This is a genomic window from Ruminococcus sp. (genome assembly GCF_024691275.1).
Classification (GTDB): Bacteria; Bacillota; Clostridia; order Oscillospirales; family Ruminococcaceae; genus Ruminococcus.
Map to the genome: position 1 here is coordinate 21,293 of NZ_JAILNU010000107.1, position 20,736 is coordinate 42,028.

At 45.4% G+C, this 20,736-nt stretch carries 21 protein-coding genes; 12 read left to right on the forward strand and 9 right to left on the reverse strand.

The annotated features are described in order from the left end of the window. Positions 1 to 112: 112 nt before the first annotated feature. Positions 113 to 2,167, reverse strand: a complete 2,055-nt coding sequence (locus K6G33_RS13050) for a cellulase family glycosylhydrolase (RefSeq protein ID WP_296780279.1) — start codon at positions 2,165 to 2,167, stop codon at positions 113 to 115. 450 nt (positions 2,168 to 2,617) lie between these two features. Between K6G33_RS13050 and K6G33_RS13055 the strand changes: the two genes are divergently transcribed. Together K6G33_RS13055 and cysK are read left to right on the forward strand one after the other, a co-directional pair. Next, positions 2,618 to 3,538, forward strand: coding sequence for a hypothetical protein (locus K6G33_RS13055; protein ID WP_296780282.1), 921 nt, complete (start codon positions 2,618 to 2,620; stop codon positions 3,536 to 3,538). 256 nt (positions 3,539 to 3,794) lie between these two features. Beyond that, entirely contained in the window at positions 3,795 to 4,721 is a 927-nt protein-coding gene (gene cysK, locus K6G33_RS13060) for a cysteine synthase A (protein WP_296780284.1), read from the forward strand. Positions 4,722 to 4,781: 60 nt separating this feature from the next. Here the strand turns inward: cysK and K6G33_RS13065 are convergent, their stop codons facing one another. Continuing rightward, positions 4,782 to 5,213 carry an Rrf2 family transcriptional regulator gene (locus K6G33_RS13065; RefSeq protein WP_296780286.1) on the reverse strand — a complete coding sequence of 144 codons (432 nt, stop codon included), beginning with the start codon at positions 5,211 to 5,213 and terminating at the stop codon, positions 4,782 to 4,784. A 258-nt stretch (positions 5,214 to 5,471) separates the two neighbouring features. On the opposite strand from K6G33_RS13065, the gene K6G33_RS13070 reads away from it, so the two are divergent. The 4 genes from K6G33_RS13070 (at position 5,472) to K6G33_RS13085 (ending at position 8,522) form a co-directional block, all read left to right on the forward strand. Further along, positions 5,472 to 5,738 carry an autorepressor SdpR family transcription factor gene (locus tag K6G33_RS13070; RefSeq protein WP_296780288.1) on the forward strand — a complete coding sequence of 89 codons (267 nt, stop codon included), beginning with the start codon at positions 5,472 to 5,474 and terminating at the stop codon, positions 5,736 to 5,738. A 1-nt stretch (position 5,739) separates the two neighbouring features. Next, positions 5,740 to 6,417, forward strand: coding sequence for an SdpI family protein (locus tag K6G33_RS13075; protein WP_296780291.1), 678 nt, complete (start codon positions 5,740 to 5,742; stop codon positions 6,415 to 6,417). Positions 6,418 to 6,591: 174 nt separating this feature from the next. After that, positions 6,592 to 7,473 carry a dockerin type I domain-containing protein gene (locus tag K6G33_RS13080; protein ID WP_296780293.1) on the forward strand — a complete coding sequence of 294 codons (882 nt, stop codon included), beginning with the start codon at positions 6,592 to 6,594 and terminating at the stop codon, positions 7,471 to 7,473. Between the two features lie 92 nt (positions 7,474 to 7,565). After that, the gene (locus K6G33_RS13085; RefSeq protein ID WP_296780295.1) at positions 7,566 to 8,522 is read left to right on the forward strand and encodes a dockerin type I domain-containing protein; all 957 of its coding nucleotides are present in this window, start codon (positions 7,566 to 7,568) and stop codon (positions 8,520 to 8,522) included. Between the two features lie 339 nt (positions 8,523 to 8,861). Here the strand turns inward: K6G33_RS13085 and K6G33_RS13090 are convergent, their stop codons facing one another. Both K6G33_RS13090 and K6G33_RS13095 read right to left on the reverse strand, forming a co-directional pair. Further along, positions 8,862 to 9,485: a DUF4352 domain-containing protein gene (locus tag K6G33_RS13090; RefSeq protein ID WP_296780298.1), complete on the reverse strand. Its 624-nt coding sequence runs from the start codon at positions 9,483 to 9,485 to the stop codon at positions 8,862 to 8,864. A gap of 92 nt (positions 9,486 to 9,577) precedes the next feature. Then, the gene (locus K6G33_RS13095) at positions 9,578 to 11,200 is read right to left on the reverse strand and encodes a polysaccharide biosynthesis C-terminal domain-containing protein (protein WP_296780338.1); all 1,623 of its coding nucleotides are present in this window, start codon (positions 11,198 to 11,200) and stop codon (positions 9,578 to 9,580) included. Positions 11,201 to 11,401: 201 nt separating this feature from the next. Here K6G33_RS13095 and K6G33_RS13100 point away from each other — a divergent pair, with 201 nt between their 5' ends. The 6 genes from K6G33_RS13100 (at position 11,402) to K6G33_RS13125 (ending at position 15,754) form a co-directional block, all read left to right on the forward strand. Next, positions 11,402 to 12,595 (forward strand): PLP-dependent aminotransferase family protein, encoded by a 1,194-nt coding sequence (locus K6G33_RS13100; protein WP_296780301.1) that lies wholly within the window; start codon positions 11,402 to 11,404, stop codon positions 12,593 to 12,595. 36 nt (positions 12,596 to 12,631) lie between these two features. Then, the gene (locus K6G33_RS13105; protein ID WP_296780303.1) at positions 12,632 to 13,153 is read left to right on the forward strand and encodes a hypothetical protein; all 522 of its coding nucleotides are present in this window, start codon (positions 12,632 to 12,634) and stop codon (positions 13,151 to 13,153) included. Between the two features lie 14 nt (positions 13,154 to 13,167). Continuing rightward, the gene (trpS, locus tag K6G33_RS13110) at positions 13,168 to 14,163 is read left to right on the forward strand and encodes a tryptophan--tRNA ligase (RefSeq protein ID WP_296780305.1); all 996 of its coding nucleotides are present in this window, start codon (positions 13,168 to 13,170) and stop codon (positions 14,161 to 14,163) included. A gap of 190 nt (positions 14,164 to 14,353) precedes the next feature. After that, a complete protein-coding gene (gene mazG / locus K6G33_RS13115) occupies positions 14,354 to 15,178 on the forward strand; it encodes a nucleoside triphosphate pyrophosphohydrolase (protein WP_296780308.1) in 825 nt (274 codons plus the stop codon). Continuing rightward, entirely contained in the window at positions 15,171 to 15,446 is a 276-nt protein-coding gene (locus K6G33_RS13120; RefSeq protein ID WP_296780311.1) for an HU family DNA-binding protein, read from the forward strand. The genes mazG and K6G33_RS13120 overlap by 8 nt, the downstream gene beginning before the upstream one ends. 65 nt (positions 15,447 to 15,511) lie before the next feature. Beyond that, entirely contained in the window at positions 15,512 to 15,754 is a 243-nt protein-coding gene (locus tag K6G33_RS13125) for an RNA-binding S4 domain-containing protein (RefSeq protein WP_296780313.1), read from the forward strand. Between the two features lie 42 nt (positions 15,755 to 15,796). Here K6G33_RS13125 and K6G33_RS13130 read toward each other — a convergent pair whose 3' ends face one another. From K6G33_RS13130 to K6G33_RS13150, 5 genes are all read right to left on the reverse strand, one after another. Further along, positions 15,797 to 16,753 (reverse strand): NAD(P)-dependent oxidoreductase, encoded by a 957-nt coding sequence (locus tag K6G33_RS13130; RefSeq protein WP_296780316.1) that lies wholly within the window; start codon positions 16,751 to 16,753, stop codon positions 15,797 to 15,799. Positions 16,754 to 16,887: 134 nt separating this feature from the next. Next, positions 16,888 to 18,291, reverse strand: a complete 1,404-nt coding sequence (locus K6G33_RS13135; protein ID WP_296780318.1) for an ABC transporter substrate-binding protein — start codon at positions 18,289 to 18,291, stop codon at positions 16,888 to 16,890. 205 nt (positions 18,292 to 18,496) lie between these two features. Next, complete coding sequence (locus K6G33_RS13140; RefSeq protein ID WP_296780321.1) at positions 18,497 to 19,123, reverse strand: vitamin B12 dependent-methionine synthase activation domain-containing protein; 627 nt, start codon at positions 19,121 to 19,123, stop codon at positions 18,497 to 18,499. A gap of 41 nt (positions 19,124 to 19,164) precedes the next feature. Next, the gene (gene metF, locus K6G33_RS13145; protein ID WP_296780323.1) at positions 19,165 to 20,025 is read right to left on the reverse strand and encodes a methylenetetrahydrofolate reductase [NAD(P)H]; all 861 of its coding nucleotides are present in this window, start codon (positions 20,023 to 20,025) and stop codon (positions 19,165 to 19,167) included. 13 nt (positions 20,026 to 20,038) lie between these two features. Further along, positions 20,039 to 20,710 carry a uracil-DNA glycosylase gene (locus tag K6G33_RS13150; protein ID WP_296780326.1) on the reverse strand — a complete coding sequence of 224 codons (672 nt, stop codon included), beginning with the start codon at positions 20,708 to 20,710 and terminating at the stop codon, positions 20,039 to 20,041. Positions 20,711 to 20,736: the final 26 nt, after the last annotated feature.

Sequence of the window (20,736 nt, forward strand, 5' to 3'; positions counted from 1 at the left end):
ATACCAACTACGTGTAGTATATAATATTTTTTATCTAATGTCAAGCGGTAATAAATACAAAATGTCCGTATCATGAGAAAAACCTCACGATACGGACAATATTTCCATAATATTATCTTGCGCCATCCATTATCGCATTGAGTATTGCGGTATTCCATGTGAGCGCACTGCGGTTGAAGATACCGAAGCTTGAATCGCCGTCCAGCTTGCCGTTGTCCCAGATAAAGCACTTGAGTCCGTTAGCCTTTGCAGAACTGATATAGTATCTGTAGTAGTCACAGCGTGTTGCTTCGCTTGCCGAGTTCACGCAGCCGCACTCGTCTATGAGAACGGGTATGCCCTTTGAGATGAACTTCTGTTTCAGCTCTGCGAACTTTGCATCTATCTCGCTTCTTCCGCTGTCGGTAAAGGCTGTTTCCGTTCCGTCCGAGAACTTCCACGGAGCGTAGTAATGAACAGACAATATGATGTTTCTGCCTGACGGGATAACCATCTCGTTGAGCGCAACGCTCTCGGCTGATGCAGCATATGTCGGCACGATAAGAGTTCTCTTGTCGTTATTGCCGCCGCTTGCTCTTACGGTATCAACGAATACCTGAGCATACTGATTAACGATGCTGCGCTCTTCCTTTGTACCGCCCATCCATTCCATAGACGAACCGACCGTTCTCGGCTCATTCATTCCTTCAAACAGGAGCCTGTCGCCGTAATCGGCAAAACGAGCCGATATCTGCTCCCAGATGTTTTGCAGGCGCATACTGTTGCCGTTGTAAGTATCGGGCTGCGGTTTGAACCATATATAATCATCGTGATGCATATTCAGTATAACGAACATACCCTCGTCATATGCATAATCGACTACTTCCTGCACACGGTCGAGCCACTCGTTCTGAATGGTAGTCTCGTTCATATGCTCAGCCCACGTTACAGGTATTCTTATGGCATTAAAGCCCGAATCCTTTACATTCTTTATGATCTCTTTTGTGGTCTTGGGATTTTCCCAGCCTGTCTCGGTATCCAGACCCGTTTTGCTGGTCTTGTAGCTTTCGAGGGTGTTTCCCAGATTCCAGCCGACCTTTATCTGTGCAACTATCTCGTCTGCCATTCTGAAGCCGCCGTTCTCAGCCTCAACAGAGGCGGTCGTCGTAGTCTCCTGCTTTTTGGAAGCGGAAGGAGGCATCTTGCCTGTATAGCCCTCGCCCTGACTGTACTTAACGCTTACCGTATTTACAGTTACCGAAGGCTGCTTGCTCCACCAGTATCCGAGCACGAGCTCGTTGTCCTGTGCGATATACGCCTTTGCAGCCTCAGGCACGAACCATGTGAGTTCAAGCTCCGAGCTTTCCGTGAAAACAGCCGTATCGCCCGACTGATAATATCCTGCCGATGAATTGATACCGTAAGCACCTGTATACTTTCCGAAGCCGCCGCCCGAGCTTACATTGAACGTTACGACTTCAGGCAGAGTGCCTTCGGGTATAAAGTCGAGAGGGATATGAACAGTGTTGTCCGCATCGGAATAATTCACGCTCTGACCGACTTCGCAGACTCCCATTCCGTCAACGGGAACTTCTCTCTTTCTCTCGAACTGACACACTACGTTCTCTAATCTAATGCTTTCACAGTTTCCCCACCAGTAACCAAAAAGCACTTCTCCCGCTGCGTGGATATGATCTCTCAGTTCCTCAGGCACGATCCACGTTATCTCGCCGTATGTTCCCTGTGTAGGAGCTGTAAAGTCTGATGACTGATACCAGCCCTTGTCTGTTGCAGCAGCGCAGTCGGAGTCAACGGATATGCCGCAGCCTCCTTTGAAATCCCCTATATTGATGCCATTGTCAGAATAAATAGTGAATGTGAACGAAGTTACCCTGTCGCCGTCCTCTATAAGGTCAGCAAGGGGGAACTTGATCGTGTTGCTTCCATTGGCTCTGCCAACAGTCTTATTGACGGTCAACTGTGAGCCGAGTGTTGCAGAAACGGTCTCAACTGGGCTAATATGCTCGGTTGCCATCTCGGTCGTATCCTCCTCGATTTTTGCGGTAGTATCCTCCTGTGCCTGTGTCTCTTTCTCTTTGGCACGAGAAGAATCTTTCTTTTCTGCGCATCCCACAACTGAAAGCATCATTGCAACAGCTGTTACCAGCGCGATCTTCTTGATCCTCATTTAATAATTCCTTTCTTCATATCTGATGATACAGGAAGTTCAGACATCGCCGCTATCCGCCTGCCGCAACAGGTACTTCACGGCATCATATTTTTGTCTGATATGCCTGAAATGATGTACCCGAACGGATATGCGCGTCAGAACGCTCTTATTAATTATATCACGGCTTTATGCTCATTTCAATACACGATTTTGACTAATATAAGCCTGTAATCTGGGGGATTTATACAATAACTGCCAATAAAATGACTTTTTTCCATTTTAAAAAATGACAGAACGGTGAAATGAACATGATGAGAATGTGACCCTTTGTCAAAGAATTGATTACAATTTTCTGCGCCGCTTGACAAATTATTGCCGCTTGTGTATAATTAGTATAAGATGAGCGAAGTGCACTGCTTCGCATAAATATGAAAAAAATCCCCCCTATATATGAAAGGACGCAAAACTATGAGTAATTTCAGAAAAAGAGTCATCGCACTTGCATCTGTCATCTGCGTTGCACTTACATCTTTCGCTTCATGTGCTGAGCCTAACGATAAAAACAAAGAATCATCAAATCCAACAAGCTCCGCTGACGGCAATGTATCAGACGGCAACGGCAGCAATGACGGAAACGAAAGCAAAGACGGCAATGGCAGCAATGACGGAAACGAAAGCAAAGACGGCAACGGCAGCAATGACGGAAACGAAAGCAAAGACGGCAACGGCAGCGAAGGCGCAAACAACAGCGCTAAGCCTACTCTCGAGCACGTAGACAATGATGCAGGACATACCGTTATCACTCCTTTCCAGTCAGGTTCTCCTGCCGATCTCGCGGCAGCAGGCATCACTCTTCCCGGCGGCAACGAAAAGGTAGACCTTGATGCCGACGATCCTACTTCAAAGAACGATGATGGTTCAGGCTACGTCAGCAAGACAGACAGCAGATACTGTCTCTGGATCGACATTTCCAAGGATAAGAACTACGTATTCAACGGCGATTTCATCGACGTTTACTTCAAGATCAAGGACAATATCCCCGAGAAGGATTACGCTGTAAGATTCAAGACAGACTTCTCAACCATCGAGGGCAACTCCATCACTCCTGATAAGATCATTCAGGGTAATATCAGAGTCGGCGGCAGCATCGACGCTCAGGACGTTTCCAAGGAAACAGGCTTCGTTGCTTACGGCGACAACGTTTCTGCAAAGTCAGGCGATGAGGTATGCTACCGCATCAACCTCAAGAACAACCCCGGTCTCGCAGCTATCCTCGTATGGATCTACTTTGATTCAAACGCTATGGAGGTCGAAGATGTTATCCCTGCAGGCGAATTCGCAAAGATCGCTCGTACATCAACATCTACAGGCTCAAAGCCGCAGTCGTGATAATTATTATAATGAAAGCTCCCGTTTTTTCGGGAGCTTTTTTGTTTTATACAAAGAAAATAAAAAACTCCAAAAAAGGGGTTGACAAAAATGATTTCAGTTGATATAATATAATCATATCAAACATATAGGAAATATAGTAAAACCGAGGTAATCACTATGTATTACATTTCTTTGAAACGATGTTGACCCTGTTCGTCACACCGCTCTTCATTTTTTAATTCATTGATATTCATTATGTAAAGGAGTTATTATTATGGCAACTTATAAAAGAATCACCGATCTTATCGGAAACACCCCCCTTCTCGAACTCACAAACCTCGAAAAGCTTCACGAGCTCAACGCTACTATCCTCGCTAAGCTGGAATACTTCAATCCCGCAGGCAGCGTAAAGGACAGGATCGCTAAGGCTATGATCGACGATGCAGAGGCTAAGGGCATTCTCCGCGAAGGAAGCGTTATCATCGAACCTACCAGCGGTAATACAGGTATCGGTCTTGCTGCCGTTGCAGCTTCAAGAGGCTATCGCCTTATAATCACTATGCCCGAGACCATGAGCATCGAGCGCCGCAACCTTATGAAGGCTTATGGTGCTGAACTCGTTCTTACAGAAGGCTCAAAGGGCATGAAGGGCGCTATCGCAAAGGCCGAGGAGCTTGCTCAGGAGATCGAGGGCAGCTTTATCCCTTCTCAGTTCACCAACCCTGCCAACCCCGCTATCCACGAAAAGACTACAGGTGTTGAAATATGGGATGATACAAACGGCAAGGTAGACATCTTCGTTGCAGGTGTCGGCACAGGCGGTACTCTCAGCGGTACAGGCGCTTACCTCAAGTCAAAGAACCCTGACGTTAAGGTCGTTGCCGTTGAACCGCTCAATTCTCCTGTTCTTTCACAGGGCACAGCAGGCCCTCATAAGATACAGGGTATCGGTGCAGGTTTTGTTCCCGCAACTCTCAACACAAAGATATACGATGAGATCATCACTGTATCCAATGAAGACGCTTTTGAAACAGGCAGAAGCATCGTAAGAAACGACGGTGTTCTCGTTGGTATCTCATCAGGCGCAGCTGTATGGGCTGCTATACAGCTTGCAAAGCGTCCCGAAAACAAGGGCAAGACTATCGTAGCACTTCTACCTGATACAGGCGAGCGCTATCTCTCCACACCTATGTTTGAATAATTACATCTCACAAATATACTACACCGCAAAAGCCAGTCACTAAGGACTGGCTTTTCTCCTTTATATGCAGTAATCTCCGCCGTTTGTGCCGTGCTCGATTATATCTTGAAGTGTTACGCTGTCAAGATAATCCCTGATAGTTTTGTAAAGTCCTTCCCACACGAAAAGTGTTGAGCACTCACCTACTCTCGGACATTCATTCGGCTCAAACTCAAGACATGATACAGGTGCGATGCTGCCCTCTGTAGCTCTGAGTACATCACCGACTGTCAGCTCATCAGCCTTGCCTGCAAGCATATATCCGCCCTTATTTCCGCGGTTCGTTCTGAGAAGTCCCGTTTTATTCAGCAGTGGTACTATCTGTTCAAGATATTTCTTAGAAATATTCTGTCGCTCCGCTATATCCTTCAGTGATACATAACCTTCGTCCTGATGAAGCGCAAGATCATACAGCATTCTGAGTGCATATCTTCCTTTCGTTGATATCTTCAATTTGTACACTTCCTTTCAAGTGATGCCGTCAATAATATATTATTATACCATAGGACTAATATGTTTTCAAGTGCTGATATTCAATTTTTTTAAAATTCCCCTTTTCTTTCGGACAGTACAAGTATTTAGATAATTTTCTAAATACCTCTTGACAAAACTGAAAAATGTTGCTATAATGTATTTAGACGGATATCAAAATACCGCCTTTATTAAGACTAAGTATTTAGACGATCATCAAAATAAAAGAAAGGAGAAGCTATGAAAGACTTCTGGAATGCTATGGCAGACCCTACGCGGCGCGAGATAATCTCACTGTTGCAAAAGCACGACATGACCGCAGGTGAGATATCCGAAAAATTCGACGTTTCTAACGCCACTATATCACATCACCTGAAAATACTCCGAGAAGCTGAACTCATAACCTCGGAAAAAGTTAAGCAGACGATCACATACAGTCTCAATATGACTGTATTTCAGGAATTTCTTGCAGGTATAGCTGCGAAATTCGGAAAAGGAGGAGAATAATATGAAAAATTTGCAGAACGCTAAAACTTTCAACATCGCATCGCTCGCAGTAAGCTTTGTCAACATAGCTGCTGCTGTTTTCGCAGTATCACGTCTTCCCGAAAAAGTTCCCACACACTTTGACTTCAATGGAGTATGCAACAGTTTCGGCTCTCGCTGGGGATTGATGTTCATTGCCTTTATCCCACTGCTGCTCAATTTCATATTCATGCTGACAGCTCGCCTTATCAATGCTAAACAGCCTAAGCTTATCGCTTTGACGAGCTTCGTGATATCAGTTTTTTTCGCTGCTGAGTTCTGGCTTATATATATGGTATCATCAAGCGGCGTACAGCTCGGCGACAAGCTCGAAAGGCAGCCCGCTATTACAATATTGCCTATGATGATGTCAGCATTGTTCATAGTCCTCGGAAACTACACTCCCATCATAGCTCCGAATAAATTCCTCGGACTGCGTGTAAAATGGACTCTCCAAAACCCTCAGTGCTGGAAGATCACACACAGATTCATGGGAAAAGTAATGGTCGTTACAGGACTTATCACAGCCTTACTCAGTGTTATTTCATATGCATTCACGGAAGCAGGTTTTGCCACTGAATTCATATTAACATTCGTTATGATAGCTGTTAGTATATTTATCCCCACTATTTTTGCTTACAATCACCGCAACGACAATTAGTGTAACAATTGCTGCTGCTTTTAGTACAAAATAGTGAAATTATGTCCTAATTATTAACTCCTGACTGTAATATTTTACGATTTTTTTACAGAACGATTACTAATTTATTGCAATTTGGATTTTAATGTGTTATAATGTCCCTGCAAAAATCTTTTATCTTTGGAGGGAAAAACTATGAAAAATCTGTTCGCAAAAATCATCTCATTCACAACGGCAGTATCATTACTGTTCGTATCCACCACCACACAAGTCTTTGCAGCAGGTAAAGCCCTGGGCGACGAATACGACCTCAGCGAACTTGACCTCTCGAAGGCTCAGACCACCCCAGTCATTACCATAAGCCAAGAAGAGATCCCTTATGAAGAAGCTATCTCAAATCCTGTAAGGACTGTCAGTGTCTCTATCTCGGGCGCTCAGAAAGCTTATGCTAATGCAGGCTTCACCATCAGATTTGATGACAGGCTCACGCTCATAAAAGATGAAGATGACGAGCTCGCTGTTCCCGGAAAAGCTCTGAGATCATGTCACTCTATGTTCTGTCATGATACCGATCACGGTTTCAGAGCGATCGTAGCATCTCCTGATAACGTTGGCCGTGACGGAGAAATGTTCAGCTTCACTGTAAAGCTCCCCGACAATATCAGCGATAAGGGGGGTACATTCCCTATCGAGCTCTACTACAACAAGGAGAACGACCTTTTCACCAACATTGATGTTGATGACAACAGCAAGCTCATGGAAGCATCACTGTTCTCACAGGGTATCGAACAGGGCTTCATCAAAGTACAGCCCAAAACTTCACAGCCTATCGGCGATACCAACAACGACGGCAAAATAGATTCTCTTGATGCTACAAGAATACTTCTGCTGGTAGCTCATATCTCCGCAGGCGGTCAGGTCTCGGATATGATGATCGCTATCTTCGACGTAAACGGCGACAAAATAGTTGATTCTCTTGACGCTTCAGCTATCATCGCTTATACACTTTTCAGTTCGCTTAATAATTACGCAACCCCGTTTTTAGATTTCCTTAAAGCAACGGGCATAAGAAAATAAAACAGTTTTTTACGGTTGAAACGAGCAGCACTTTGTGATATAATATTACCAACAGCATTAATTACTGTATTATTATTCATGGAGGAACTAATATGAAAAATAGCCTAAAACGTATCATCGCTGCGATATCAGCAGTATCCATGCTGCTCGTTTCATCATCTTTACAGGCTTTTTCAGCAGGCAAGCCCATGGGCGACGAATATGAACTTAACGGACTTGATGTCTCAAAAGCAAAAACCAAACCCACTATCTATATAAAATCGCTGAAATTATCTTACGAAGATTACGTAAACGCTCCCATGCAGAACGTATTCGTCTGCATAAAAGATGCAGAAAAAGCCTATGCTACAGCAGGCTTCTCCATCAGAACCGACGAAAGGCTCACCATTGTCAAGACCGAGGACGGTGATATCGCGTCAAAAGGTCCTGCTTTATCGCGTGTTACAGCTACTTTCGTACCTGACACCGCGCACGGTTTCAGAGCAGTGATCGCAGGTTCTCAGGATCTTGGCAAAGACGGCGTGATGTTCAACTTTAAGGTAAAGCTGCCCGACGATCTGAAACAAGGCGGAAAATTTCCTATAAATATATACTACAATAAGAATTCCGATCTTTTCACAAATGCTTTAATGGACGAGGACGGACAGCTCATGGAAGCATGGGTGTTCACACAAGGCATTGAACAGGGATATATCGAAGTTGATCCACAAATGATCGACACCACAAGCACTGCGCCAAAAACTACTGCATCAGCTACAACTTCTACTGTAACAACTACCACAGCAGCACCTTCATACACACTCGGAGATGCTAACAATGACGGAAAAACAGATTCCGTTGACGCTTCAAATATTCTCAGGAAGTTCGCTGCTCTCTCCACAGGAGGAACAGCGACCGAAAACGAGATCGCTGTTTGCGACGTAAACGCCGACGGCAAGATAGATTCCGTTGATGCATCGGCAGTTCTTGCTTATTATGCTCTTTTTTCTTCAAACCAGACCGACAAGAGCTTTACAGAATACCTGAAAGAAAAAGGCATAAGAAAATGAAAAAAGCTGCACTATAAGCTTGGTGCTTATACAGAAGTTTTTACGTGAGATATTGAGGAAAACCCTTTTGAAGAAGATTTTCTCTGTATTTCTTCAAGACCGTTATTTCATTTTTTCTATGATAAAGCCCCTTTGTATTAATTACAAAGGGGCTTTATCATAGAAAAAATCAGCTAAAAGTCTTTGGAAAGGGGTACGGGGGTGACTCCCCGCAGTGTGGGGAGATGTCACGCAGTGACAGAGGGGAACGCCTCGGTCAGAGGAACCTTTCCTCAGAAAGGTTCCACCCGATTATTTCGTGTAAAGTTTCTATATGAGTACTCCGCTTAAATGCAGCTTTTATTTTACGATATCATCAGAAGGAGCCTGAATGTCATCAGCAGTTATTTCATACTTGATAACTGTCTCCTTATTATTCGGGTCATCTCCCGTAGGATAGAAGCTCACTTCAAAGCTGTTGGCATTTTCCTCAAGCTTGAAGCCGCCTACCAAACCGCTGAACTGTCCGTTTGACGGGATATCGAACGGGTCTACATAATACTTGTCTTCAGCGAAATGGCTCTTTGCATAAAGCTGAGTCTGTACATCCGAGTAGATATCTCCCTCAGGTATAGTAATATAGAAGTTATTTATTGTGCTGAGGCTGTACGCATTTGCAGTATTGTTCTTGAGCGTGATATCGAAATATATGAACTTCTTTTCATTATCACGCACTCCTGCATCAATAACAGAATTGAGTGTGAAAACAGTGTCATTTGCTTCGACCTCTTTTCCGATCTCACCATTTATAACATTAGTGCCGATCTTTGAAAGGTCAACAGGTGAATGACTTGCTGCTGTCGGACGGGGCTCATTGTTCTCCTTCTGTGCTAATGTTTTCTTTTTATTGCTAAGGCAGCCTGTTGAAGCAGTCGCTGCTATAAGCGCTGCGAGCAGGAGCCCTGAAAGTCTTCTTGTTTTCATTTTTTCTATCCTCCGAATAGTTTACAAACCGATAAACGGCATTTTTATTTATATAAGTATACCACACATCGCAGAGGAATGTCAAGATATATTCACGCTGATATATATTTAGTATGGCTGTCTCTCACAGATGTTCTATTATGTCTGACGGACGTAGCTATCAACACAGCAAGATACGCTCCGCCGCCGACAACTCCCGAAAGCAGAAGCCTTAAAAGCACAGAAGCATCTGTCCTACATATCAGTGACGATGCGAGATATGCAGCTCCACCGCACACAGCTCCTGCGTACAAGACCCTTATAAACGGTGCTGCACTTATCCTTATCTTTGCAGTACATATGAATACTCTCAGGGAGATCACCAGTATTATCCCGTAGCACAACGATGTGGACAATGCTGCTCCGTCCACGCCCATTATCGGGATAAGCAGCAGATTTCCCACAAGCTTTGCCCCTGTGCCGACAAGCATTATCTTCAGGGGAGCTGTCGTCTTTCCGATAGCTTGCAGCATACTGAACAGAGGATACGACACGCACAGGAACACCATTCCAGCCATAAGGCACCGCAGAGCATTCACGCATACCGCTGCTTCATCGCTCTGCCTTGGATAGAGGAACTCCAGCACCTCGGGCGCAAACAAAAGCAGTCCCACCGCCGCAGGCACAGATATGATAACAGCCGTGAGCAGAGCCTGAACCGCTCCCTGCTCCATTGCAGAGCGGTCTTTACTCTCGTAAGCAGCAGTCATGCACGTAAGCGCTCCCTTGCCCAGCATATTCGTTACCGAGGGCACAAGATTGAACACTGTGAGTGCTATACCGGCAAACGAGCCATATATAAAATGCGGAAGCTCCTCGGCAGACACTCCTACAGGCATCGCGGCTCTGCTCCCGAAATAAGAAATGCAGCCGATCACCGTCCACATATCTATAAGTGCAGTAAGATTCGTCACGACAGCGCTGACTCCAACAGGAAGTGCAGTCGCAGTCAACTCCTTTGCTATGGCTCTGCTGCTCATGACGTGTTTCTCTCCGCCGCAGGGTCTGCGCACAAAAAGCCGCATAATCCCAAAAAGAAGAGCCGCTCCAGCTGTTGATGCGGTCACGCCGAGTATACCTGCCGCCGCCGCAGCCGCACGTACATCGGTGACGTAAGGAAGATACCTCAGCACCACATCAGGATGGTCACAGACGTACCTGCACAGCAGAAGTCCCGCACCTGCCTTTATCACGCCCTCTGCCACCTGCGAGAAGGCTGTGGGGTACATATTGCTCATCCCCTCATAGTATCCGCGTTCCACCGCTGTTATGCAGCCAAAGAACACCGCAGGTGCTATCATGGCTACCGCCGCAGCCGCTTCGGGACTGTCTATGCTGTATACGCTGAACGGACGGGCAAGCAGAAGCATGAGCAGACAGCCGAGAAGTCCTGCTCCCGAAAACATCACCAGTGCCACACGCCTCACCTTCAATGCGTTGCCGTACATTCCCAGAGCCGCACTCTGAGCTGTGATACGCGCTACAGCCGAGCTCAGACCTGTTACCGTCAGCGCATAGACAGGCATGAAAAGACTGTATGCACAACTGAAGTAGCTCATGCCTATGCCGCCGAGTATATTAGTGAGCGGTATCTTGAAAACTGCTCCCAGCAGCTTTGCCGCCGCTGCCGATATCATGAGAATTATCGAGCCTTTTATGAAATCCTGCCTCTTCAGTACTTATCCCTCCCGAACCTGTCTTTATGCATAAAAGAAAATAACATTTTCACAAAAATATATGTTGCAGAAATCTGATTTATGTGTTATAATATATAAGATAAGCTAACTGCAAACTATACACAGCTCGCTCCTGCCATTCCATGCGGCAGGACAAGCACAATAAATAATCAACAAACAGACGAAAGGCTGGTTTTTATCATGGATTATAAATTCTCAGATAAGGTAAGCAAACTTCAGGCTTCTGCTATCAGAGAGATCCTTAAATTTACCGCAGACCCCGAGGTCATTTCTTTCGCAGCAGGCAACCCTGCTCCTGAAGCATTTCCAAAGGAAAGGATCGCTGAGATCTCAGCAGAGCTCCTCAGAGATGATCCTATCCTCGCTCTCCAGTACAGCGTCACAGAAGGTTATACTCCGCTCCGCGACTTCCTCAAAGGCTGGATGACAGAAAAGGGCTGTTTCCATAAGGAATTTGATGACCTTATCATCACTTCTGGCGGTCAGCAGGCTAACGAACTCTCCTGCAAGGTGCTTCTCAATGAAGGAGATACTCTCCTCTGCGAGTCCCCGAGCTTCATTGGTTCGCTCAACGCTTTCCGCTCATACAACGTTCACCTCAAGGGCATTGAGATGGAAGACGACGGCATCGACCTCGAAAAGCTGGAAAATGCTCTCAAAACAGAGAAGAACGTCAAGCTGCTCTATCTTATCCCTAATTTCCAGAACCCTACAGGCAAGACAATGTCACTTGCAAAGCGCAAGGCTGTATACGAGCTTGCCTGCAAATACGACTTCATTATACTTGAGGACGATCCTTACGGCGAGCTCCGCTTCGCAGGCGAGAACGTTCCCTGCATAAAGAGCTTCGATACCGAGGGCAGAGTAATATACTCCAGCACATTCTCGAAGATAATCTCCTCAGGCTTCAGAACAGGCTACTGCTCGGCACCTGCTCCTATCATACAGAAAATGGTAGTCTGCAAGCAGGTCGCTGACGTTCACTCAAATATGTGGGCTCAGGTAGTATCCCACAGATTCATGTCGACTGTTGACAGAGAGGCTCACTTCAAGAAGCTCCGCGCTATCTACAAGGAAAAATGTGACCTCATGTGCGATTACATCGACAACGAGTTCTCAAAGAAGATACACTACGTAAAGCCCCAGGGCGGACTATTCGTATGGTGCGATCTCCCCGAGAACTGCGATATGAATGAGTTCTGCCGCAAGGCTGTACAGCAGTACAAGATCGCTGTTGTACCGGGCAATTCGTTCAGCATAGAAACTGACGAAGTAAGCCACTCGTTCAGACTCAATTACTCAACACCTACAAACGAGCAGATAAAGAAGGGCATGGATATTCTTGCCCGCATGACAAGAGAAATGCTCGATTGAGAATAAAAACAATTCTATTTGAAAGGATAATCTATTATGCCAAACAGAATGACAGACAGATATAATGTCACACAGAAATACCTGATGACAAGAGGTCAGGCTATCAACTTCCCTGCTCAGTACTTCGCAGGAACAATCAAGAAAAACGACGTTTTCGGCGTTGTTATCGACATTCCTATGTCTTCCGAGGTACTTACAACTATGGTATGCTTCATCAACGGCGCTGCTAACGTTTACTTCAACAACGGCGGCGAGTATACAGGAGCTTCTCAGAAGTACCGCAACCTCGTTCAGGCTGCTCACACTCTCGTTGCAAACGCAGGTCAGCTCCTTCCGAAATGTCAGAAGACAAAGAGCTATGACCTCCCTAAGGACAGAACAAACTATATCTTCCTTCTCACAAAGGGCGGCGTTTACAAGACAGAGATAAAGGCTGGTCTTATCCCCGAGGAGGAGCAGGAGCTCCGTACATTCTATGTACTCTATCAGCGCGTTCTCAATGAGATCAGAAACTGCCAGCTCAAGGACGAAGCTGACAGAAGAAAAGCTGCTAAGTAAGGAGACCACTGTAAATGGACGATAAAAAGCTGATCTTCAGTGCTATACAGCCAACAGGCACATTTACCCTCGGTAACTACATAGGTGCTATTCGCAACTGGGCTCCTTTACAGGAACAGTTCAACAGCATCTACTGCGTTGCAGATATGCACGCTATAACCGTAAAACAGGAACCCGCAAAGCTCAGACAGAACTCGCTCAATTCATATGCTCTGCTCATGGCTTGCGGAATCGACCCTCAGAAGTCCATACTCTTTATACAGAGCCATGCCCCTACACACGCAATGCTCAACTGGGTGCTCTGCTGTAATACTCAGTTCGGTGAGCTTTCACGTATGACTCAGTTCAAGGACAAGAGCCAGAAGCACCCCGACGACGTAAATGCAGGTCTTTTCACATATCCCTCCCTTATGGCTGCGGATATCCTCGCTTACAATGCGGATCTCGTTCCTGTGGGCGTTGACCAGAAACAGCACCTCGAACTCGCAAGAAATATCGCTCAGCGCTTCAATCAGCGCTACGGCGACTTCTTCACTCTGCCTGAGCCGTATATACTCGATGTGGGCGCAAAAGTAATGTCACTTCAGGATCCTACCAAGAAGATGTCCAAATCCGACGAGAATCCAAACGCTTGTATCCTCATTCTCGATGATAAGGACACTATTATCCGTAAGTGCAAAAGAGCTGTTACAGACAGCGAAGCGGAAGTCTGCTTCCGCGAAGGCAAGGACGGTATCAATAACCTCATGACTATCTACTCCTGTGCTACAGGCAAGGACTTCAAGGCTATCGAAGCTGAGTTCGCAGGCAAGGGATACGGCGATTTCAAGCTCGCTGTCGGTGAGACTGTTGCAGATCACCTTGAACCGATACGTACTGAGTTTGCAAAGCTCAGTGCTGACAAGGCTTATCTCAAACAGTGTTATACAGAGGGTGCTGAAAAGGCTCTCAGATACTCCGGCAGGATCGTATCAAAGGTATTCCACAAGGTTGGATTTGTCGATAGATAAAGCAAAAGCGGCTGTTTTACAGCCGCTTTATAGATATAACTAACTGTAATTATTTAGTAGAAATATACAAACCTTCACCTTACAAAGTGTTATCTTCTACGAAATTAACAAAATTGTAAAAAAAAGGTTGCATTTTGATAAAAATTAGGGTATTATATAACATAGCCCGTCTTTAATGGAGTGTTTTCCTATGGTTGAATATCAGCAGAAAGAGCATTATTCTATTGAGGATCTGCTCGACATTGTCAGACTTCTTAGAGGCGAGGGCGGCTGCCCGTGGGACAGAGAACAAACTCATAAGTCCATTAAGAGCGATTTCATTGAAGAGACCTGCGAAGCTATCGAGGCTATCGACCTCGAGGACGCAGAGCTTCTCCGTGAAGAGCTGGGCGACGTTCTGCTTCAGGTCGTTTTCCATTGCAGGATCGAGGAGGAAACAGGTTCGTTTACCTTCGGCGATGTGTGCGACGAGATCTGCAAAAAGCTTATTATACGTCATCCCCACGTTTTTGGCGATGTCACAGCTAAGACCACCGATCAGGTGCTCAAAAACTGGGACGCTATAAAAATGGAGACAAAAGGTCAGGAAAGATATACCGACACCCTCACAAGCGTTGCAAAATCACTTCCCGCTCTTATGAGAGCCCAGAAAGTCGGCAAAAGAGCTATGAGAGCAGGTATGGACTTCCGCTGTGCCGATGATGCTGTTGCTTGTATCGAAAACGAGAAATCTGAACTCGACGCTGCTATCGCTAACGGCGATAAGGCTAATATTGAGGAAGAGATCGGCGATCTGCTGTTCTCATGCGTGAATGCCGCAAGGCATCTCGGTGTGGACGCAGAACTTGCACTCAAATCTGCTACAGAAAAATTCATTAAACGCTTCTCTGTTACCGAGGAGTTAGTCACAGCAGACGATCTCGACATGAAAAATCTTCCTATTGAGGCGCTTGACACTTACTGGGACAAGGCAAAATCAATAATTAGTAAAACGGAGGAACAAAAAAATGACTAAGACTGAACTTATTAATTCTATCGCAGATAAGGCTAACTGTACTAAGAAGGACGCTTCTGCTGCTCTGGAAGCAACTCTTACAGCTATCCAGGAATCTCTTGAGAATGGTGATAAGGTCTCCATCACTGGCTTCGGTACTTTCGAGGTTCGTGAAAGAGGCGAAAAGACTTGCATCAATCCTAAGACAAAGACTAAGATGGTATGCCCCCCATGCAAAGCTCCTGCTTTCAAGGCTGGCAGAGGTCTCAAGGAAGCTGTTAACAAGTAATTCCAAAAGAGGGACAGTTCGCTGTCCCTTTTTTTGATTTTTATAAATTGAAGGGAGATATTATTATGAGACTCGACAAATACCTCAAGATAACCCGTCTTATAAAGCGCAGAACTGTTGCAAACGATGCCTGCGACGCTGAAAAGATAGTCGTAAACGGCAAGGTCGCAAGAGCTTCTTACGATGTTAAGGTCGGCGATATCATCGAGATAAATATGGGAACACGCCCGCTGAAGGTCAAGGTGCTCAATGTTACCGAGTACGCTACCAAGGAAAATGCGGCGGATAACTACACTGTCATTGAATAAGAAAACGGCTGTACATATCGTACAGCCGTATTTTTGTATTGTTTACTTTGTATTGTGGATATCCCAGCGGAAGGATGCGAATTTACTCGCTCTGGTATTATCCAGCATATTATTGTTTTCGAGCTTTCCGAGGTCAAGGAAACGGTAATTGCTTTTTTCTTCCTTATTTACCGAGAACAAGCCCTTTATCTTGCCGATCGTGCCTACAGGGTGTCTCTGTATAACAGCTCCAAGTCTGTGATTTGCTCTCATAAATGTAATGATATCAGAAGCTGATATCAGCAGCTTGTCGCTAACATTATAGAAGCCCTCACTTGACTTATCTTCTGCATTTTTGAGATAACAGAGTATGAAGTCTACAAGATTATGCACACAGCACATCTGGAAGCCATACTGTCCCTCGCCGAACACAAAATTCGTGCCGTCCTTAGGGTCTGTGATCTTAGCAGTAAGATTATCTGTAAATTCCTTTGTATAAACAGGTGAAAATCTTATTATACAGCCTATGACACCGTTTTTATGATGCTGTAATTCGCTTATAAGCGCCTTTTCTGAGCTATACTTCATGCGAGCATAGTTTGTTACGGGTTTGAGATCGCTGTCCTCACGGATCGGCTCTCTCGTCTTGGGGAACTGATAGACCTGATCTGTACTGAGCAGTATCAGCTTCTTAACGTTCTCCGTCATTGCATAGCGGTAAATGAACCTGTCGATAGAGGCAGAGTCACTCATTTGCTTATCATCGACAATAGGACCTAAGTCATTATCGACTGTACAAGCCGCGTGTATAACAATGTCAAATTTATTGTTTTCAAAAACCTCCGCAATCGCATTTTTGTCTGTTGGATCGCACTGAATCGACGAATAGTGAAGCTTGCCTTCGTTATACCCTGATTCCTCTCTGTCGACAGCTATGACCTCGTAGCCTTTTTTTAACAGTCCTGAGCAAATATGCTGACCTATTAATCCGCAGCCACCAGTAACTAGTACCTTCTCCATGATCATAGCCTCCTTTCTAAAGCTTAAATAATATCAATATTATATCCTCTAATCAAAAAAACTATCAAACATATTTTTTCTTTTTAAATATTTTTATTTAGCCCCAAAGTGAAAAGCTATTCTATTTATATACATTAATCAATATCTGCTGATTCAGGATCAGCATTAATATTTGCAAGATACTTATCCACTGTAGCAGAGATAGCGTCATATGTCTCGTTCCACGGTACACCTCTTGCAGATAATCTCAGATTATCATCAAGGAGGTCTCCGCAGTCTTTGGATATACCCTTGGATATATCTATGACAGGATTTGCCACAGCGAGCTCCTGCATACTGTTTTTCATGTCTATCATTTCCTGAGTCCAGCCATAGTCGTCTAAGAACTGTTTATCTGACAGCGCCTTGGTATCCTCGTCGAGATACAGGAAGCGCTTGCAGTCAAGATATTTTGCCACGCCCTCGGGGTTAGAACCGCCGCTGACGAACATATACGACTCAAGGCCCGTTGGTATGTAATACTCATCGGCTTCGGGGTCTTTTGGCATAGGAACAAAGAATACATCTTCGCCGAATGTTCCTGCCCATTGTTTCTTTTCCTTGTAGAACTCATACAGTCCTACAGGATAAAAAAGCGTCTTTCCTTCACCAACATATTCAGGGTGTTCCTTCCATGCAAAACGTTCACCGATGGCTATACAGCCCTTCTGATAAAGGTCGTACATCCAGTTCTGTACACGTTCCATAGACGGATCACCGATATTACTCACCAGCTTTCCGTTTTCGAGACTAACAGGCGGTTTGCCTATGGTGTTCATAAGTCCGAACTCGAACCACCAACCGTCTATTCCATACTTCTCATTATCATTGTCAACATACCTTTCGAGCATATCCTGGAAAGTATTCCAAGTCCACTCTCCCCTTGCATAGAGGTCTGCAGGGTCTTCGAGACCTGCTTCTGCGACAGTTTTACGGTTGTATACCACCGCTACATTATCGCCTTTAGCATCGACACTTACCATATAATGCTTATTATTCCAGATAAACTGGTCATTTATATCTTTTACATCCTCCCATAAAGGAGAATCAAGATCAATATAATCATCGGCAGGTACGAACATCTTCTTAATAGCGCCCTTAGGGAATGCGTCGAGATTGCCTCCATAGAAGAAGTCTATGCCCTCGCCTGAGCTTATATACTCAGTCAGCTTCTCGTATCTGTCATTATATGTACAGCTGTAGTACTTCACGGAGCCGCCGTAGCGCTCCTGAAAAACAGCCAGATCTGTCGGAACGTTCTTACCTGTGCCGTCGGGATTGATATCCCAGTCAGAGAGCCATTTGATGACACCGTTTTCCAGTTTGTCACCTGTGAGGAGGTCTGACTTTTCCGCATTCTGATGTATCTCTTCTCTTACTTCCGAATCCAGTTCCTTATCGTATTTAGGTTTATCGTCCTTTTTACTGCTGCAAGCAAGGAGAGACATTGACATAGCTACCATAAGCAATGCTGAAATGAAATTTCTTGCTCTTTTCATCTTCAAACTCCTTTTAATATCGCCCATTACTTTACAATTTATCCATCTAATAGTCACAATTATTCTTATACACTTCTTCTTAATTATATCACTTTTGTACTATTTATGTCAATATGTATATTTCATAAGTTTTATACGCATTTGTAGTGCGTTTACCACATATTGTGTATTTATACGGTGATATAATTCAGCTTATATGCACATATCAACCGTGACATCTGTTACCTTTTGCCCTATATGCGCAGTTTTCACGCATATTACATATTGTGCAGCCGCGACCGCCGCGCTCGACGGGGCTGTCCGACATTCCGATGATCGCAGTGACCGATTTTGACGGTATCAGTAAGCTGCTATCTGTCACTGTCAGACCTATTCGGCGCTGGGCGTTCAGTGCCAGCAGGAAGCTTTTCTGAAGTGACAACGGAAAGTCGCCGTACCCAGGGCTGAACCGCCATGTTCTGTAGGGAGCATCGCAGCGTGAGAATATCTCCTCCTCTGCTCTGTCGCAGACCTGCTCAACGGCAGCACTGCACAGGCAGTCGATAGCAAGGGACTTCGCCATATTTGTAACGGCAGTCTGTCTTATGAGCTTATCAGCCTCCTGAGTAAGCGTAGCCGCCATAAGTATCGCCTTATTGCAGCCCCTGAGATGCCGCTTTATGTCCTCACCTGTAAGCGGAACGGACATTGCTCCGAGGACAACTCCCTCATCGGTAAAGGTAACATCTGTTTCGATGTAAACGTATTTCGGGTGAATTTTTTCGCGTACTATTTTTTCCGCGCGGTCAAGAAGCTCCGCAACGGCTTGGTCTGGCGTACCTTTTACGCCCATATACCGTGCTGCTTCTGATTTAGATATAGGGGAAAGCTCCATTATGCACCTATTATCCCTGATACTGCCTCGCTTATCTTGCGGGCAACGTAAGGATTGTTCATAGTGTAAAGGTGGATACCGTCCACGCCGCTTGCCACGAGGTCAACTATCTGATTCACGGCATATGCTATACCTGCATCACGCAGCGCTTCGGGGTTATGTTCGTATTTGGTCATTATGCGCACGAACTTTGACGGAAGGCTCGCACCGCAGGTAGTCACCATGCGCTCTATCTGGTTCTTGTTTACAACAGGCATTATTCCTGCTTCTATCGGCACATCTATGCCTGCTATGGCAGCCTTCTCGCGGAAATCGTAGAAGTGCTCATTGTCAAAGAAAAGCTGCGTTATAAGATGATCTGCACCTGCCTCGACCTTTTTGCGGAGATTTTTGATGTCCTCAACGAGATCTTCTGCATCGGGGTGGCACTCAGGGTAGCAAGCTCCCGCAATGTCGAAATCGCCCTTTGACTTTATGTAGGTTATAAGGTCACTGGCATATCTGAACTCCTCTACAGGAGGAATATCAGGGTTTATATCGCCTCTGAGGGCGAGAATATTCTCAATGCCGCGCTCCTGTGCCTCATTGAGAGCCGAATCTATCTCAGCCTTCGTGAAATTTATGCACGGGAGATGCAGCATAGGTGTTATGCCGCTTTTCTTGATCCTCGAAGCGATCTCCAGAGCGTACTTGCTGTTGCCGCTTCCGCCTGCGCCGAAAGTAACGCTTATGAAGTCGGGCTTCAAGCCGTTAAGCTCGTCGAGAGTGCTGTATATCACATCTATCGGACTTGTTTTCTTTGGGGGAAATACCTCAAAGGAAAAAAGTGTCTTGTTTTTGAAAAGTTCTTTTATATGCATTATTATCCTCCGTTCAGTCTATTGACCAGTCTATCTCTCCAAGACCTCTGGCACGGAGAAACTCATTTGTTTTCGAGAAATGTCTGCACCCGAAGAAGCCGTTGTACGCAGAAAGCGGACTTGGGTGTGCAGCTTTAAGTACAAGGTGCGCGGGATTTGTTATGAACTGCTGCTTAGCCTTTGCATCTCCGCCCCAGAGCAGGAACACCATAGGCTTTTCACGCTCATTCAGGAGCTTTATAACATCGGTAGTGAAGTTCTCCCAGCCCAGTCCGTGGTGGCTTCGTGCCTGATTTGCGCGGACTGTCAGCACCGAATTGAGCAGCAATACGCCCTCCTGAGCCCATTTTGTAAGCTCGCCGTGCTTGCCGAGGTTGTCGATGCCCACATCGTCGCGTATCTCCTTGAAAATATTTACAAGGGACGGCGGCGGAGCTATCCCCTTTCGCACCGAGAAGCTCAGACCATGAGCCTGACCCTCGCCATGATAGGGATCCTGACCGATGATAACGCACTTCACATCGTCGTAGGAAGTGTACTTCATTGCGTTAAAAATGTCATACATATTCGGGTATATCACCTGAGTTCTGTACTCGTTTATCAGCTTCTGACGAAGCTGCAAGTAATACTCCTTGGTAAATTCATTCTTGAGCAGCTCGTCCCAGTCATTGTTGAAGCTTACCATTCTCTCTTTCTCTCCAGTCGTGGTTA